This is a genomic window from Streptomyces sp. NPDC002564, from assembly GCF_042889645.1.
Taxonomy (GTDB): Bacteria; Actinomycetota; Actinomycetes; order Streptomycetales; family Streptomycetaceae; genus Streptomyces.
Genome location: NZ_JBIARE010000001.1, coordinates 870,420 through 885,447, shown reverse-complemented (window position 1 = coordinate 885,447; position 15,028 = coordinate 870,420). Strand labels below are relative to the sequence as shown.

Sequence of the window (15,028 nt, the reverse complement as noted above, 5' to 3'; positions counted from 1 at the left end):
GCCGGGCCCACCGGCGTGTCCGGGGCCCGGACGACAGCGACTACGGCAACTCCGGCGACGACGGCCCTTGGGCCCCTGCCGCCTCGCGCACGTCCAAGAGCACGCGCTCGCCGACATGAGCGATCAGCCGGGCCAGATCGGCGCAGTAGACACTGGGATTGAGGTAACCGCTGCCGCGCCGGTAGCGATGCGTGTAGTTGCCCGCCCCGCACACCTTCACGACGGGACACCGTCGGCAGGTGTCGCACAGCCCGATCGGATCCCGCTGCCGCGCGACGATCCCCGGCAGCGTCATCGCCTGGTCGAACGAATCACGAAAGACGTTCATGCCCGTCGCCATCGCACCCGCGTAGCTGGACTTGAGCGTGTGGGCCAGGTCCAGCGCGCCGTCGGTGTCGACGGTCAGCACCCGGATCGGAGTGAGACCGAGTCCCTCGGTACGGCTCTCCCCACCGAGCAGCAGCGCGATGATCTCGTCGAACAGCCGGATCCGCACCGGCACGGGCGTCGTGCCGTACCAACGGTCGAAGAGGGGTATGAGCCAGTCCGCGAACGGCGTACCTCCCTCTTCACCGGCCCACCCGGGCGGGCGCTCCGACCAGTTGGCGTGCGGAAGCAGGAAGTGGAGAGTGGGAGAGCCCGTGCTCAGCAGCGCCTCGTAGACCTCGATCGGGTCCGACGTCACATCGATCGTGCACAGCACGCTCTGGAAGAGGTCCGCGTACCGGGGATGCCGCAGGGCGTCCATGCCGCGGAGCACGGCATCGAAACTGCCCTTGCCGTTCGCGTACTTACGGTGCTTGTCGTGTGAGGCCCGGGATCCGTCGAGGCTCACCCCGAGCCGGATGTCGTGCTCGCGGAGGACGGGCAGCGTGGCCTCGTCGAGCAGCACCCCGTTGGTCTGCATCGCCAGCGTGACCTCGGTGCCTTCCGGAGCCGCCGCGCGAAACGCCGCCGCCGCGTAGCCGATGCGCTCCGCGCCGGCCAACAGCGGTTCGCCGCCATGCATGACGATCCGGACGGCCGGGACACTCTCCGCGTGGGCGGCCAGGTGCTCTCCCAGCCGGTCGGCGAACCGGTCCATCGTCGGACGCGTCATGACCGTCGGTTTGTCGCGCCAGCTCTGGTCCGCCATCTCGTACACATAGCAATAGTCGCAGGAGAGATTGCAGCGACTTTCGATCTTTACGATGTACTCCGTAAAGGGCATCGGCTCCCAGGCGGGATCGGCCAACGCCTCATCGACAAACCTCTGCGTCGGCCATTCGGGAGCACGGCCGACGGCAACGGGGAAAGGAAGATCGACCAAGACTTCTCCCACCAGGGTGGATGACCACCGGTGCGGCGACAGGCGACACATGAATGCCATGGATGCCATGGATGCCATGGATGCCGCCGCACCAGAATCTTTACGGGGCGTCTTCGTAGACCGCCTGCGCCGGTATTCCGCTGGTCGCGCCGACTCGCTCCAGGGCGGCACTCAGGGCGCTCCCCGGCTGTGCCGCCCGTGCCGCGTCCGCGACTCCGGAGGCCCCGATCTCCGCCAGGGAAGCGGTCACCAGGCCCGCCCTCGAGGCGAGTTCACCTCTCTTTTCATCCACCACAGGAATCCTCTCGGCTCATACTCTCTGAGCAGTCGAAGGTACCGACGCAGGCTATCCATGCGGTCGAACACCGGACAAGACCGCAACGTTTCGGGCGACCCGAACGCGGTCGCCTCGGCCGGAATCCCCAACTGCGCAGCGTCCGGCGTTTTTCCAGGTCATTGCGCCGGGACGACAACGGGAGAGAGCAGCACGCCACGCATTACGGCGACCCGACCCAAAAGGTCGGTATTCCATCTGCCGGAACGCCCGCCACGGACACGATGGGACGGCGCCACTTCACGCCCGGACGAACGTGGAAGCAGTGTTCACGGGCGAGCAGGACGCGTGTGGTTCGGGTGCACGTCCGGCAGGGGCAGGCGACGCCTAAAATGGAGCCGAGCCAGCTGCATCCGCACCACCACCCGCGTCCCCCGCGGCCGTCCGCAACAGGAGCTTGAGTTGTACTTCACCGACCGTGGCATCGAGGAGCTGGAGAAGCGGCGCGGCGAGGAGGAGGTCACGTTCGAGTGGCTCGCCGAGCAGCTCCGCACCTTCGTGGACCTCAACCCCGACTTCGAGGTCCCGGTCGAGCGCCTGGCGACGTGGCTGGCCCGCCTGGACGACGAGGACGAGGACGAGTAGGTCCGTACTGCCCCGGCCGGTCGTGACCCGCGCGGCGGCCGGGTGGCGTCACCGGCCAGGGCCCGCGACGCGTGCTGTGCCGTCCGCAGCGACCCGCCCCCGTAGCCCATGGCCCCTCCCCCGAGGCCTCCGCGCCTCGCACGCCCCCAAGAGCCCAGCTCAGTCCCGTGCCCGCATGTCAGTCCCGTGCCCGCATGCGGTCGTACGCGAGGCCCGCCGCGCCCTGCGTGAGCAGCAGCGCGGCCGCCGCGGCCCAGCCGCCGCTGCGTCGCCGGACCGCCCACACCGCCAGCGGCAGGCCCGCGGCCACCTGGGCGGCGGCGAGCACCCGCGCGCGTGGCCCGCGTACCCAGGGGCCGAGCGGTCCCTTCTCGACCGCGCCGAATTCCGCCCGTACCGCGTCCCGCCACCCGGACCACTCCACCTGTCGCACGCCCTCCTGGACGCGGGCGACCTCGCGCAGCCGGTCGGCCGGTTCGCCGGGGCCGAGGCCCGCCGGCAGCGTCAGCCCCGTGCGGGTGAGGACGGCGAGCAGGCCGAGCATCCTGGCGCGCGCGTCGGCGGCCGTGTCGGGCCGGGCGAGCGCTTCGAGGGACTGCACGTCCAGGACGGGATCGAGGCCCAGCCGCGCGGCGAACGTCCGCATCGCCTCGTCCTCGCCGACCGGCGTCCCGTTCGCCAGCCAGACGTATCCGACGGTCCGCCGGAAGCCCGCCGCGAGGGTGTAGCCGGAGCGGTCCGTGTCCCACCACAGGGCGAGCACGGGCCAGCCGGAGCCGACCGCGAGCGCGGTGGCCCACCCGGTCAGTACCCGGTCCACGGGCTCCTCGCCGTGCAGCCACGGCTTGCCCTCGGGCACGAGGACGCTCCAGCCGCGCCCCGCCTCCACGAGCAGCATCCGCTCGCGGAGCAGCTGGGCCGCGATCTCGACGACGTCGGGCTCGGCCCGGCAGAGGAGCAGCGCGCCGGCGGACCTGACGGACCCCGCGGGCCCGGGGCCCTCGGACGCGGCCCCGGAGGCTTCGGGGGAATCGAGGGACTCAGCATCGGACGACATGGCCCCACGCTAGGACAGATCCGGTCATTCGGCGCATAAACGTAGGCCTATGGCAGCCCGGCGGGATCCGAGCGGGTTCCGGGCGGAGTCCGGGAGAAGGGTTCACCCTCCGGCTGTCTTGACTTCGCGGATCCGCGATATATCGTGAATGAGAGAGACGCGATATGGCGCGTCGCGTCCGCCAGCCAAGGAGGCCAGCCCATGTCAGAGTGGTCCGTCGCCGAGCCTCGGAAGCTCACCTTCGACGCCCCGGTGACCGCACTCCACGTCCGCGTGGTCAACGGCATGGTGAACGTGGTGGGCACCGACGAAGGTTCCGCCCGCCTCGAGGTCTCCGAGATCGAGGGCCCTCCGCTGCGGGTGACCCAGGAGGGCGGCACCCTCACCGTCGCCTACGACGACCTGCCCTGGAAGGGCTTCCTGAAGTGGCTCGACCGCAAGGGCTGGCGGCGCAGCGCCGTGGTCTCGCTCGCCGTGCCCGCGGCGACCCGGGTCGAGGTGGGCGTGGTCGGCGCGGGCGCCATGGTCTCCGGCATAGCGGGCCACGCGGAGGTGAAGGGCGTCACGGGCGACACGACCCTGCTCGGCCTCGCGGGCCCGGTCCGTGCGGACACCGTCTCCGGGAGCCTGGAGGCCCAGGGCGTCACCGGCGACCTCCGGTTCAACTCGGTCTCGGGCAGCCTGACGGTCGTCGAGGCCGCGGGCTCGTCCGTGCGGGCCGACTCGGTGAGCGGTTCAATGATTGTGGACCTCGACCCGGCGGGCAGCCGCACCGACGTGGCCCTGACGAGCGTCTCGGGCGAGATCGCGATCCGCCTGCCGCACCCGGCGGACGCGGAGGTCGAGGTGGACACGGCCAGCGGCTCGGTGTCGAACGCCTTCGAGGACCTGCGGGTGGGCGGCCAGTGGGGCGCCAAGCGGATCACCGGCCGCCTCGGCACCGGCCGCGGCCGGCTCAAGGCGACGACGGTGTCCGGCTCCATCGCGCTCCTGCGCAGGCCACCGAGCGAAGAGGACCCCCTCGGCGAGATCCCCCTGGACCTCCCCCCGGCCGACACCGCCCCCGCCGGCTCCCCCGCGCCCCCCGGCCCGACCGACGGCCCGACCGACGACCTCACGGACGCCCCGGCCGACGGCCTCACGGACGGCCCGACCGACAAGAAGGTGCTCTGACATGCCCCCCGTGTTCGCCCACGGCCGCCTGCGCCTGTACCTGCTCAAGCTGCTCGACGAGGCCCCCCGCCACGGCTACGAGGTCATCCGTCTCCTGGAGGAGCGCTTCCAGGGGCTGTACGCCCCCTCCGCGGGCACGGTCTACCCCCGCCTGGCGAAGCTGGAGGCCGAGGGCCTGGTCACCCACACCACCGAGGGCGGCCGCAAGGTCTACGCGATCACGGACGCCGGCCGCGCCGAGCTGGCCGACCGCAGCGGCGAGCTGGCCGACCTGGAGCTGGAGATCCGCGAGTCGGTCGCCGAGCTCGCGGCCGAGATCCGCGACGGCGTCCAGGGCGCCGCGGGCGAGCTGCGCCGTGAGATGCGGGCCGCCGCCAAGGAGGCGCGCTCCTCGGGCGGCACGCCTCCGCTCAAGCCCTTCCCCGACCCGGGCGAGTTCTTCGACGGCGCCTGGGGCGACAAGGAGGGCTGGCGCCAGGCGAAGGAGGAGTTCAAGCGCGCCAAGCAGGAGTGGAAGGAGCAGGCGCGCCGCGCGAAGGACGAGAGCCGCCGCGCCCGCGAGGAGGCCCAGCGCGCCCGCCGTCAGGCCAAGGACGCCCAGGAGAAGGCCCGCGCCCAGACCAGGGAGGCCCAGGAGGAGGTCCAGCGCATCGCGCGGCGCGTGCAGGAGCAGGTCCAGGACCACTTCGCCCGGGGCGACTGGCCGACGGGCGTTCGCGAGGGCCTGACGGAACTGGCCAAGGAGTTCGGCGAGTTCGGCAAGGACTTCGGAAAGGACTTCGCCAAGAACTTCGGGACCGCGGCAGGCACCGGAGGCGGCGCCGCGTCCGACCCGGCACCCGGCACCGGAGCGCCCGGCGCCCGGCCGTCCGCCGCCGAGCCCGTGGGCGACCCCGAAGGCGCCGGTCCCGGCGGCACCGACGCAGGCGCGAGCGCAGCCGCGGCCACCGACCCCACGCCGACGCCCGCGCCCCCGTCCACCCCCGCACCCGGCTCCGGCCCCAAGTTCAGCCCCGCTGCCGAGGACCTCCCCGTGGAGTACAGCCCGGGGTGGGCCAAGGAGGACTCCACCGGCGACCCCGGCAAGGACCTCGACCGACTCTTGGACCGCTTCCGCGACGACATCCGCGACGCGGCCCGCGACCACGGCGTGACCGACGAACAGCTCCGCGTGGCCCGGCGCCACTTGTCCGAGGCGGCGGCGCACATCGGCGCGTCACTGCGTACGCCCAGCAGTTCCTGACGCCTCGGGAACTGTCGGCCTCCCGGCGCCGCCTGGTGACGGGCGCGGGGAGCCGACTCGGCGCCCCTCAGGTCGCCCCGGCGAACAGCACCCGCTCCAACTCCCCGTACGTCACCCCGTGATCCGCCAGGACCTCCGCGACGACGCCGGGCCGGACGGTGAGGGCCAGCAGGATGTGGTGTCCCGCGATGACCCGGTCGCGGCGCGCGACCGCGATCCGCAGGGACTTGGCGAGGACCTCCTTGGCGTCCCGGGTGAACGGGAGCCGTCCGAGCCGGTTCCTGCGGCCCTTGCGGGCCGACCGGCCCGCGTCACCGGCACCGCCCGCGCCCGCCCCGGCGAGCACCCCGGCGCCGTGCACCTCCTCGACCCGGGCGACGATCTCCTCGAGGTCGATGCCGAGGCCCGCGAGCGCCTCGGTCTCGGCCTGCGAGAGCCCGCCCCTGCGCCGCGCGTCGGCGAGGGCCCCCTCGATGGACGCGCGCCGGTCGGCGGCGCCCAGGGCCGTCAGGACGAACGCGGCACGCTCGCCCACCCCGTGGTCGAGCTGGTCCAGCAGGGCGAGGAGCAGATGTCCGTCGTCGACCTTCTCGGCACCCGCTGCCGCCGCCCGCTCGACCGCGCCGAGGACCACGGCGCGGGACTCTTCGGTGAAGCGCTCGAACATCACTGCCTCCCGTACTTCTTGTGCACGGCCTGCCTGCTCACGCCGAGCTCCGCGGCGATCTCCTGCCACGACCAGCCCTGCAGCCGCGCACTGCGCACCTGCACGGCCTCCAGCTGCTCCACGAGCTTGCGCAGCGCGGTGACGGCCCGCAGCCCGATCCGTGGGTCGCGATCGCCCGCGCGCTCGGCGAGATCCGTTGCTTCGGTCATACATGTCAACCTAAGTTGACAGGAGGCGAGTGTCAACCACCATTGACAGAGCCGCTCAGACCTCCAGCACGATCTTGCCGAACAGCTCGCCGGACTCCAGGCGCCGGAAGCCCTCGCGGGCCCGGTCCAGCGGCAGCACCTCGTCGACCACCGGACGTACCCCGGTGGCCGCGCAGAAGGCCAGCAGGTCCTCCAGCTCGTCCTTGGTGCCCATGGTCGAGCCGACGACCTTCAGCTCCAGGAAGAAGATCCGGGTCAGCTCGGCGTGCGAGGGCCGGTCCCCACTGGTCGCGCCCGAGATGACCAGGGAGCCGCCCGGCTTCAGGGACTTGACCGAGTGGGACCAGGTGGCCGCGCCCACCGTCTCGATGACGGCGTCCACCCGCTGCGGCAGCCGCGCACCCGCCTCGACGGCCTCCACGGCACCCAGCTCCAGGGCCCGCTTCCGCTTGGCCTCGTCCCGGCTCGTCGCGAAGACCCGTAGACCGGCCGCCTTGCCGAGCACGATCGCGGCCGTGGCGACCCCGCCGCCCGCGCCCTGCACGAGGACCGAATCACCGGGCCGTACCCCGGCGTTGGTGAAGAGCATGCGGTACGCGGTCAGCCAGGCGGTCGGCAGGCAGGCCGCCTCCGCGAAGGACAGCTCCTTCGGCTTGGGCAGCACGTTCCAGGCGGGCACGGCGACCCGCTCCGCGAAGGTGCCCTGGTACTTCTCGGTGAGGATGGAGCGGCCCTCGTGCGGGCCGACGCCGTGCCCCGTCTGCCCGATGACGGAGTGGAGCACCACCTCGTTCCCGTCCTCGTCGATCCCGGCGGCGTCGCAGCCGAGGATCATGGGCAGCTTGTCCTCGGCCAGGCCGACCCCGCGCAGCGACCACAGGTCGTGGTGGTTCAGCGAGGCGGCCTTGACGTTCACGGTCGACCAGCCGGGGCGTGCCTCGGGGGCGGGCCGCTCCCCCAACTCGAGGCCGTCGAGCGGCTGGTCACGGTCGATTCGGGCAGCGTAGGCAGCGAACATGAGCCGACCCTAGGCGGCGGGGCTGCCGCGACGGAACCACGTACGGCTGTGACACGCGCCGCGCGGTCGCGACGCGGTGCACCCCCCAGCGCGCCCAGCGCGCCACGCGCCGCCGCGACGCACCGCGCCCCCTGTCGCGCGGGGCGGCAGGGGGCGCGAGGGATCGCGGGACCGGCGTCAGCGCCGGGCCACGCCCTCCGCACGGGCGGCGGCGGCCACCGCGGCCGTCACGGCCGGGGCGACCCGCTCGTCGAACGGCGAGGGGATCACGTACTCCGCGGAGAGCTCGTCGCCGACGACGGCCGCGAGGGCCTCGGCGGCGGCGATCTTCATGCTCTCGGTGATGCGGGAGGCCCGCACCTGGAGGGCGCCGGCGAAGATGCCGGGGAAGGCCAGCACGTTGTTGATCTGGTTCGGGTAGTCCGAACGGCCGGTCGCCACCACGGCCGCGTACTTGTGCGCGACGTCGGGGTGGACCTCGGGGTTCGGGTTGGCCATGGCGAACACGAAGGAGTTCGGCGCCATGGACGCGACGGCCGGCTCGGGGACGGTGCCGCCCGAGACGCCGATGAAGACGTCGGCGCCCTCCAGGGCGGCCTCCAGCGAACCGCTGATGCCCGCCTTGTTCGTGATCTCCGCGAGCTCGCGCTTGACCGGGGTGAGGTCGTCCCGGTCACGGCTGACGATGCCCTTGCGGTCCGCGACCGCCACGTCGCCGAGGCCCGCCTCCAGGAGGAACTTGGCGATGGCGACACCCGCCGCGCCGGCCCCGGAGATGACGGCGCGCAGCTCGCCGAGCGTGCGCCCGGTCAGCCGGGCCGCGTTGCGCAGCGCGGCCAGCGTGACGACGGCCGTGCCGTGCTGGTCGTCGTGGAAGACGGGGATGTCGAGCCGCTCCTGGAGCTTGCGCTCGATCTCGAAGCACCGCGGCGCCGAGATGTCCTCCAGGTTGACCCCGCCGAACGACGGCGCGAGGCGCACCACCGTCTCGACGATCTCGTCGGCGTCGGTGGTCGCGAGCGCGATCGGCACCGCGTCGACCCCGCCGAACTGCTTGAACAGGATGGCCTTGCCCTCCATCACGGGGAGGGAGGCCTCGGCGCCGATGTCGCCGAGACCGAGCACCGCGGTCCCGTCGGTCACCACGGCGACGACATTGGATTTCCACGTGTAGTCGTGGACGAGCTCCGGCTGGTCGGCGATCGCGCTGCACACTTTCGCGACGCCGGGCGTGTACGCCAGGGACAGGTCGTCCTTGTCGCGGACCGGCACGGTGGCCTGCACGGCCATCTTGCCGCCGCGATGCAGCGCGAAGGCCGGATCGAAGGGATCGCTGTCGCCTTCGTGATCCGTACTGCTGTCGCTGCGAGGATTGACGATCTCCGCTGCCACTTGTCTGACCCCTTAAGTCTTAATCATCAGTTGAGGGTGTCCACTCCCGGTTGAGAAGTGGGCGGGCACCGCGTCCGTTCCCCGCCTGTCGGCGGAGGGAGGTACGGACACGCGGGCGCGCCGCACACGCGCCCTGGGCCCCGGATGAGGGGTGTAGCCAACCTTTGTACCCGAAGGCAGTGGGCACGGGCGAGTGACATTGGTTGCAGCCAGCTCGGCAGACGTCCCTAGAGGCCGGGACGAGTGTCCCTAGGCGGGCAGGTGGGCCCGTGGGGAGCCGGGGGCGCGCGGGGAGGGCTCCGCGGAGGCACCGCGGGGAAGGTCCCGCGGAGACTCCCCCCCCGGGCCGGGTGATCAAGAGCGAAGTGCCCGGCTTTTCCGGCATCGCCGGGATCGACGGGAAACGCACCGTACAAAGAAGCCCCGAACAACCGATGTCCGAATTCTCCGAATAGTGCGCTGCACCGGTCCGCATGGCGAGATTCACCGGATATCGCTTGGTTAACGATGATTCGCTCCCGCCCCCTTGCGCCCTTGCCGTACCGGGATGAGGGGATTCGAGGCTCGCCCGTTATCCGATTTTGACATCTCCGGCACCCAGAATCGGACGGTCCGAATGGCAAGATGCCGTCATCACACGAGGTCGCGACACCCGAAGGTGTGTGCCCGACCCATCGGCAACTCCCTCATCCGCCGGAGGACCCACCATGACCGCACGCTCCATTTGTCGGCAGACCGCAGCCAAGTCCGCAAAGACCCGGATTTCGGCGGTCGGCACGATCGCGGTCGTCGGCACGCTGCTGCTTTCCGGCTGCGGCGACCAGACCAACGACAAGGAGAGCGACACGGTCAGCAACGCCCCGCTCGCCGACAAGCTGCCCAAGGACATACGCGACAAGGGCACCATCAAGGTCGGGTCGGACATCGCCTACCCGCCGGTCGAGTTCAAGGACAAGTCCGGCAACACGGTCGGCATCGACCCCGACCTCGGCGAGGCGCTCGGCAAGCAGCTCGGCGTCACGTTCGAGTTCGAGAACGGCACCTTCGACACCCTCCTCGGCGGCCTGCGCTCCAAGCGCTACCAGGTCGCGATGTCGGCCATGACGGACACCAAGAACCGTCAGGAGGGCATCGACGAGGACACCGGCAAGAAGGTCGGCACCGGCGTCGACTTCGTCGACTACTTCACGGCGGGCGTCTCGATCTACACCAAGAAGGGCGACGACCAGGGCATCAAGACCTGGGGCGACCTCTGCGGCAAGAAGATCGTCGTCCAGCGCGGCACCGTCTCGCACGACCTGGCCAAGGCCGAGTCGAAGAAGTGCAAGGGCGGCAAGAAGATCGCGATCGAGCAGTTCGACAACGACCAGCAGGCCCAGACCCGGCTGCGCTCCGGCGGCGCCGACGCGGGTTCGTCCGACTTCCCGGTGGCCGCGTACGCGGTGAAGACCTCGGGCGGCGGCAAGGACTTCGAGCTGGTCGGCGAGCAGGTCGAGGCGGCCCCGTACGGCATCGCGGTCTCCAAGAAGAACCCCGAGCTGCGGGACGCCATCAAGGCCGCGCTCGACGCGATCATCAAGAACGGCGACTACGACAAGATCATCAAGAAGTGGGGCGTCGAGGACGGCGCGGTCAAGGAAGCCGTGGTCAACGGCGGCAAGTGACCCCCTCCCCCTCTCTCCAAGTCGCTGAAAGGCCACTCCCGTGACCCCCGACATCTCCAAGAAGGGCCCCGCGGACGACGTCCCCACGGCCCGCCCGGCGGAGGCCATCAAGGCCATCCCCGTCCGGCACTTCGGCCGCTATGTGGCCGCGGTGCTCGCGATCGGCATCCTCGCCTCGATCGTCTACGCCTTCTCGCAGGGTGACATCAACTGGGGCGCCATCCCCGACAACTTCTTCGACGAGCGCATCCTCAAGGGTGTCCGCGAGACCCTGATCCTCACCTTCCTGTCGATGCTCATCGGCGTGGTGGGCGGCGTGCTCCTGTCGGTGATGCGGCTGTCGAAGAACCCGGTGACCTCGTCGATCGCCTGGTTCTACATCTGGTTCTTCCGCGGTACGCCGGTCCTGGTCCAGCTCTTCGTCTGGTTCAACCTCGGCTTCGTCTTCGACTACGTGAACCTCGGCCCGGTCTACAAGGACGAGTGGTCGGACTTCATGACGCCGTTCCTGACAGCGCTGCTCGGCCTCGGCCTCAACGAGGCCGCGTACATGGCGGAGATCTGCCGCGCCGGCCTGCTCTCGGTCGACGAGGGCCAGACCGAGGCGTCGCACGCGCTCGGCATGAGCCACGGCAAGACGCTGCGCCGCGTGGTGCTGCCGCAGGCGATGCGCGTGGTCGTGCCGCCGACCGGCAACGAGTTCATCAACATGCTGAAGACGACCTCGCTGGTCGCGGCCGTCCAGTACTACGAACTCCTCAAGTACGCCCAGGACATCGGCACCTCGTCGGGCGCGACGGTGGAGACGCTGCTGCTCGCCGCCTGCTGGTACCTGATCATGACGTCCATCCTCAGCGTCGGCCAGTTCTACCTGGAGCGCTACTACGCCCGCGGCTCGTCCCGCTCGCTGCCCGCCACGCCGTGGCAGAAGATCAAGGCCAACATGCTGTCCCTCAACAGCACGCGGGGAGGCACCGCATGACCGCCATGGTGAAGTCCGAAGGCGTCCACAAGTCCTTCGGCAACGTCGAGGTCCTCAAGGGGATCGACCTGGAGGTCGAGTCGGGCGAGGTGTTCTGCCTCATCGGCCCGTCCGGCTCCGGCAAGTCGACGTTCCTGCGCTGCATCAACCACCTGGAGAAGATCAACGCCGGGCGGCTGTACGTCGACGGCGACCTGGTGGGCTACCGGCAGAAGGGGGACAAGCTGTACGAGCTCAAGGACAGCGAGGTCGCCCTGAAGCGCCGGGACATCGGCATGGTCTTCCAGCGCTTCAACCTCTTCCCGCACATGACGGCCATCGAGAACGTCATGGAGGCGCCGGTCCAGGTCAAGGGCATCCCCAAGGCCCAGGCCCGCGAGCGCGCGGGCCAGCTCCTGGAGCGCGTCGGCCTCGCCGACAAGGCGTCCAGCTACCCCTCGCAGCTCTCCGGCGGCCAGCAGCAGCGCGTGGCCATCGCCCGCGCGCTGGCGATGGACCCGAAGCTGATGCTGTTCGACGAGCCGACCTCGGCGCTCGACCCCGAGCTCGTCGGCGACGTCCTCGACGTGATGCGCGACCTCGCCGAGACCGGCATGACGATGATCGTCGTCACGCACGAGATGGGCTTCGCCCGCGAGGTCGGCGACAGTCTCGTCTTCATGGACGGCGGCGTGGTGGTCGAGTCCGGCAACCCGCGCGACGTCCTGACCAACCCGCAGCAGGAGCGCACCCAGTCGTTCCTGTCCAAGGTGCTGTAGCCCGCGCCCCCGGCAGGGGCACGCGAGAGGGGCGGTACGGATCGGTGATCCGTACCGCCCCTCTCGCGCGTGACCCCTCGTCCGCGCACTCCCCTGCGGGAACCGCTTGGGGCGCGGGCTACTTGAGGCCGAGGACCAGTGCGTCCGAGGGCGACGCCCAGACCGCGCGGGCCTCGGCGAAGCCGGCCTCGCGCAGCGTGCGGGCGTGCCAGTCGACGGACGGCATGTCGCCGTCCGCGTGCTCGCCGTAGATCTCGAACCGCTCGGCGGTGGGTCCGGCGAGGACCGGGTCCCGGCCGGCGAGCTCCCACCACTGCTTCCAGTCCAGGACGCCCTCGGCCTTGGCGCGGTCCATCCGCCGGTGGCGCAGCGCGCTCTCGGCGGCGTTCAGGCGCGGGGTCGCCGGGTCGGGCATGTGGTCGGCGTTCATGAACACGCCGCCGTCGCGGACGAGTCCGGCGACCTGGCCGTAGAGGGCGGCGAGCGGCTCGCTGTAGAGCCAGTGCAGGGCGGTGGCGGTGAGCACGGCGTCGTACGCGTCGTGCGGGAGGGCCGCCGTCCAGCCGGGGTCCTTCAGGTCCGCGGTGACGAAGGTGACCCGGTCGTCCCCGGCGAAGGTGCCCTCGGCGATGGTGAGCAGCGCGGGGTCCAGGTCGACGCCGACACTGGTCGCCTCCGGGAACCTCTGGAGCAGCCGGTCCGTAATACTTCCCGTACCGCATGCCAGGTCCAGGACGCGCGGGGCGGGTCCGACCACGGCCTCGACCATGTCGAGCATGATCCGGAACCGCTCCTCGCGGTCGGGCAGGTACCACTGCTGCTGCCGGTCCCAGCTGTCCTGCCAGGCGCGCCAGTCGGTGCCGAGCGCGCCCCGGGCCTCGGCTCCCGTCCCTGTCTCCGTCATCGGAACCCCTCCATTACGTAATACCCTGGTACCGCAATCGGCCATTACCGGCCGACGTGCCGACCCTAGCCCGCCCCGGTAAGGACTACAAGTGGAACTGGCCCATTACTCGGACTTCGCCGTGCGTCTGGTCAACAGCGAGGAGCCGGGCCGCGACAAGGACACGCTGACGTCCGTCGAGAAGATCCGGGAGCTCTTCGGCCCGAGCACGCAGATGGCCCGGCGCGCCACGGACGCCGACGTGACCCGGCTGCGCTCCGTGCGGGCCCGCCTGCGGGCGGTCTTCGAGGCGGCGAGCGGCGGCGACGAGACGCTCGCCGTCGACCTGCTCAACTCACTGCTCCTGGAGTTCCCGGTCAGCCCGCAGATCTCGGGCCACGACCACCGGGACGAGGACGGCCGCCCGCTGTGGCACATGCACCTGGCCGACCACTCCTCGAACGCCACGACGGGGTACGCCGCGATCGCCGCGATGGGCCTCGCCTTCCACCTCACCGAGCACGGCGTGGACCGCCTGGGCCTGTGCGAGGCGGCGCCGTGCCGCAACGCCTACCTGGACACGTCGACCAACCGCTCCCGGCGCTACTGCTCGGACCGCTGCGCCACCCGCGCCAACGTGGCCGCCTACCGCGCCCGCAAGCGCCTGGAGACGGAGCGCTCCGCCGCCACCGGGCGTACGGCGCCCAGCGCCCAGCGCGCCAGCACGAGCGGGGAACGGCGGCCGGGCGTCGGCGGGCGGTAGCGGAACCCCACCTTTCCGAGGACGAGGTCTTCGGGGACGACGCCGTAGTCCGTGCTGTCCCCGCCGGCGAAGGCGTTGTCGCCGAGCACCCACCAGCCGCCCTCGCGCCGCTCCTTGGCCCGCTTGACGACCAGCAGGTCCTGCTGGAAGGGGTGGCGCAGGATCACCACGTCACCCGGACGCACCCGTGCCCCCCACCGCACGAGCAGCCGGTCCCCGTGGTGCAGCGTCGGCACCATCGAGGGTCCTGTCACCTCCGCGGCACCCCACGGCACGACGGCCCTTCCGCGCTCGGACTCCTGCGACAGCTCCGGCATCACCGGCACCTCCCCGGTCCTATCCTCCACGAGTCCCAGTCTGACCCTGGACTTTTGTCCTAAGCCCATGGGGGCACTCGAGAAAACCCGTCTCTCACGGAGTAATGTCCCACCTGAGAAGACGATCACGAGGAGGACAGCAACATGCTTTCCCGCCTGTTTGCCCCCAAGGTGAAGGTCAGCGCCCACTGCGACCTGCCCTGCGGCGTGTACGACCCGGCCCAGGCCCGTATCGAGGCGGAGTCGGTCAAGGCCGTGCAGGAGAAGATGGCCGGCAACGACGACGTGCACTTCCAGGCGCGCGCCACGGTCATCAAGGAGCAGCGCGCCGAGCTCGCCAAGCACCACGTCTCGGTGCTCTGGAGCGACTACTTCAAGCCCCCGCACTTCGAGAAGTACCCGGAGCTGCACCAGCTGGTCAACGACACCCTCAAGGCCCTCTCGGCCGCCAAGGGTTCGACCGACCCGGCCACGGGCCAGAAGGCGCTCGACCACATCGCCCAGATCGACAAGATCTTCTGGGAGACCAAGAAGGCCTGATCCACCGCCCACCGGCGTGGATCCGCCCTGACCGGCGAGCGGTGCACCCCCGCGGGTCAGCGGGCCCTGCGAAGGGGTCCGGCCGAATCACCTCGGCCGGGCCCCTTCGGCGTTCCGTACGCCCGTGCCGCCCT

16 protein-coding genes are annotated in these 15,028 nt (G+C 71.0%); 8 read left to right on the top strand and 8 right to left on the bottom strand.

Features of this window, described 5'->3' with window-relative positions; genetic code table 11:
• Positions 1 to 40 precede the first annotated feature (40 nt).
• A complete protein-coding gene (locus ACFYXE_RS04045) occupies positions 41 to 1,378 on the bottom strand; it encodes an FxsB family cyclophane-forming radical SAM/SPASM peptide maturase (RefSeq protein WP_389308573.1) in 1,338 nt (445 codons plus the stop codon).
• A 667-nt stretch (positions 1,379 to 2,045) separates the two neighbouring features.
• On the opposite strand from ACFYXE_RS04045, the gene ACFYXE_RS04040 reads away from it, so the two are divergent.
• Positions 2,046 to 2,228 carry a DUF6104 family protein gene (locus tag ACFYXE_RS04040; protein ID WP_003961784.1) on the top strand — a complete coding sequence of 61 codons (183 nt, stop codon included), beginning with the start codon at positions 2,046 to 2,048 and terminating at the stop codon, positions 2,226 to 2,228.
• 178 nt (positions 2,229 to 2,406) lie between these two features.
• Here ACFYXE_RS04040 and ACFYXE_RS04035 read toward each other — a convergent pair whose 3' ends face one another.
• The gene (locus ACFYXE_RS04035) at positions 2,407 to 3,285 is read right to left on the bottom strand and encodes a hypothetical protein (protein WP_389308571.1); all 879 of its coding nucleotides are present in this window, start codon (positions 3,283 to 3,285) and stop codon (positions 2,407 to 2,409) included.
• A 201-nt stretch (positions 3,286 to 3,486) separates the two neighbouring features.
• Between ACFYXE_RS04035 and ACFYXE_RS04030 the strand changes: the two genes are divergently transcribed.
• Together ACFYXE_RS04030 and ACFYXE_RS04025 are read left to right on the top strand one after the other, a co-directional pair.
• Complete coding sequence (locus ACFYXE_RS04030) at positions 3,487 to 4,458, top strand: DUF4097 domain-containing protein (RefSeq protein WP_389308569.1); 972 nt, start codon at positions 3,487 to 3,489, stop codon at positions 4,456 to 4,458.
• A 1-nt stretch (position 4,459) separates the two neighbouring features.
• Positions 4,460 to 5,701 (top strand): helix-turn-helix transcriptional regulator, encoded by a 1,242-nt coding sequence (locus ACFYXE_RS04025; RefSeq protein ID WP_389308567.1) that lies wholly within the window; start codon positions 4,460 to 4,462, stop codon positions 5,699 to 5,701.
• Positions 5,702 to 5,768: 67 nt separating this feature from the next.
• On the opposite strand, the gene ACFYXE_RS04020 is transcribed toward ACFYXE_RS04025, so the two are convergent.
• The 4 genes from ACFYXE_RS04020 to ACFYXE_RS04005 all read right to left on the bottom strand — a co-directional run bounded on the left by ACFYXE_RS04020 (position 5,769) and on the right by ACFYXE_RS04005 (position 8,987).
• The gene (locus ACFYXE_RS04020; protein WP_389308565.1) at positions 5,769 to 6,368 is read right to left on the bottom strand and encodes a Clp protease N-terminal domain-containing protein; all 600 of its coding nucleotides are present in this window, start codon (positions 6,366 to 6,368) and stop codon (positions 5,769 to 5,771) included.
• On the bottom strand, positions 6,368 to 6,577 hold the full coding sequence (locus tag ACFYXE_RS04015) for a sigma factor-like helix-turn-helix DNA-binding protein (protein WP_355802881.1): 210 nt from the start codon (positions 6,575 to 6,577) through the stop codon (positions 6,368 to 6,370). Before ACFYXE_RS04015 ends, ACFYXE_RS04020 begins: the two co-directional genes overlap by 1 nt.
• Before the next feature lie 55 nt (positions 6,578 to 6,632).
• On the bottom strand, positions 6,633 to 7,595 hold the full coding sequence (locus tag ACFYXE_RS04010; protein WP_389308562.1) for a zinc-binding dehydrogenase: 963 nt from the start codon (positions 7,593 to 7,595) through the stop codon (positions 6,633 to 6,635).
• A 177-nt stretch (positions 7,596 to 7,772) separates the two neighbouring features.
• Positions 7,773 to 8,987 carry an NADP-dependent malic enzyme gene (locus ACFYXE_RS04005; protein WP_361176526.1) on the bottom strand — a complete coding sequence of 405 codons (1,215 nt, stop codon included), beginning with the start codon at positions 8,985 to 8,987 and terminating at the stop codon, positions 7,773 to 7,775.
• A 707-nt stretch (positions 8,988 to 9,694) separates the two neighbouring features.
• Here ACFYXE_RS04005 and ACFYXE_RS04000 point away from each other — a divergent pair.
• The 3 genes from ACFYXE_RS04000 to ACFYXE_RS03990 are packed head-to-tail and all read left to right on the top strand — an operon-like array spanning position 9,695 to position 12,391.
• Positions 9,695 to 10,651 (top strand): ABC transporter substrate-binding protein, encoded by a 957-nt coding sequence (locus ACFYXE_RS04000; RefSeq protein ID WP_389308559.1) that lies wholly within the window; start codon positions 9,695 to 9,697, stop codon positions 10,649 to 10,651.
• Between the two features lie 40 nt (positions 10,652 to 10,691).
• Positions 10,692 to 11,633, top strand: a complete 942-nt coding sequence (locus tag ACFYXE_RS03995; RefSeq protein WP_389308557.1) for an amino acid ABC transporter permease — start codon at positions 10,692 to 10,694, stop codon at positions 11,631 to 11,633.
• Entirely contained in the window at positions 11,630 to 12,391 is a 762-nt protein-coding gene (locus tag ACFYXE_RS03990) for an amino acid ABC transporter ATP-binding protein (protein ID WP_361176532.1), read from the top strand. Before ACFYXE_RS03995 ends, ACFYXE_RS03990 begins: the two co-directional genes overlap by 4 nt.
• 118 nt (positions 12,392 to 12,509) lie before the next feature.
• On the opposite strand, the gene ACFYXE_RS03985 is transcribed toward ACFYXE_RS03990, so the two are convergent.
• Positions 12,510 to 13,295 (bottom strand): class I SAM-dependent methyltransferase, encoded by a 786-nt coding sequence (locus tag ACFYXE_RS03985; protein ID WP_361176534.1) that lies wholly within the window; start codon positions 13,293 to 13,295, stop codon positions 12,510 to 12,512.
• A gap of 91 nt (positions 13,296 to 13,386) precedes the next feature.
• Between ACFYXE_RS03985 and ACFYXE_RS03980 the strand changes: the two genes are divergently transcribed.
• A complete protein-coding gene (locus ACFYXE_RS03980) occupies positions 13,387 to 14,037 on the top strand; it encodes a CGNR zinc finger domain-containing protein (protein WP_389308554.1) in 651 nt (216 codons plus the stop codon).
• Here ACFYXE_RS03980 and sodX read toward each other — a convergent pair.
• Entirely contained in the window at positions 13,920 to 14,354 is a 435-nt protein-coding gene (gene sodX / locus ACFYXE_RS03975; RefSeq protein WP_389309514.1) for a nickel-type superoxide dismutase maturation protease, read from the bottom strand. The two genes, ACFYXE_RS03980 and sodX, sit on opposite strands and share 118 nt — an antisense overlap.
• Positions 14,355 to 14,498: 144 nt before the next feature.
• On the opposite strand from sodX, the gene sodN reads away from it, so the two are divergent.
• On the top strand, positions 14,499 to 14,894 hold the full coding sequence (gene sodN / locus ACFYXE_RS03970) for a superoxide dismutase, Ni (RefSeq protein ID WP_361176538.1): 396 nt from the start codon (positions 14,499 to 14,501) through the stop codon (positions 14,892 to 14,894).
• Positions 14,895 to 15,028: the final 134 nt, after the last annotated feature.

Bases quoted from the DNA above. Each gene is read 5' to 3' on its own strand.
- ACFYXE_RS04045 (WP_389308573.1), bottom strand. From the start codon at position 1,378: ATGGCATCCATGGCATTCATGTGTCGCCTGTCGCCGCACCGGTGGTCA.
- ACFYXE_RS04035 (WP_389308571.1), bottom strand. From the start codon at position 3,285: ATGTCGTCCGATGCTGAGTCCCTCGATTCCCCCGAAGCCTCCGGGGCC.
- ACFYXE_RS04030 (WP_389308569.1), top strand. From the start codon at position 3,487: ATGTCAGAGTGGTCCGTCGCCGAGCCTCGGAAGCTCACCTTCGACGCC.
- ACFYXE_RS04025 (WP_389308567.1), top strand. From the start codon at position 4,460: ATGCCCCCCGTGTTCGCCCACGGCCGCCTGCGCCTGTACCTGCTCAAG.
- ACFYXE_RS04020 (WP_389308565.1), bottom strand. From the start codon at position 6,368: ATGTTCGAGCGCTTCACCGAAGAGTCCCGCGCCGTGGTCCTCGGCGCG.
- ACFYXE_RS04015 (WP_355802881.1), bottom strand. From the start codon at position 6,577: ATGACCGAAGCAACGGATCTCGCCGAGCGCGCGGGCGATCGCGACCCA.
- ACFYXE_RS04010 (WP_389308562.1), bottom strand. From the start codon at position 7,595: ATGTTCGCTGCCTACGCTGCCCGAATCGACCGTGACCAGCCGCTCGAC.
- ACFYXE_RS04000 (WP_389308559.1), top strand. From the start codon at position 9,695: ATGACCGCACGCTCCATTTGTCGGCAGACCGCAGCCAAGTCCGCAAAG.
- ACFYXE_RS03990 (WP_361176532.1), top strand. From the start codon at position 11,630: ATGACCGCCATGGTGAAGTCCGAAGGCGTCCACAAGTCCTTCGGCAAC.
- ACFYXE_RS03985 (WP_361176534.1), bottom strand. From the start codon at position 13,295: ATGACGGAGACAGGGACGGGAGCCGAGGCCCGGGGCGCGCTCGGCACC.
- sodX (WP_389309514.1), bottom strand. From the start codon at position 14,354: ATGCCGGAGCTGTCGCAGGAGTCCGAGCGCGGAAGGGCCGTCGTGCCG.
- sodN (WP_361176538.1), top strand. From the start codon at position 14,499: ATGCTTTCCCGCCTGTTTGCCCCCAAGGTGAAGGTCAGCGCCCACTGC.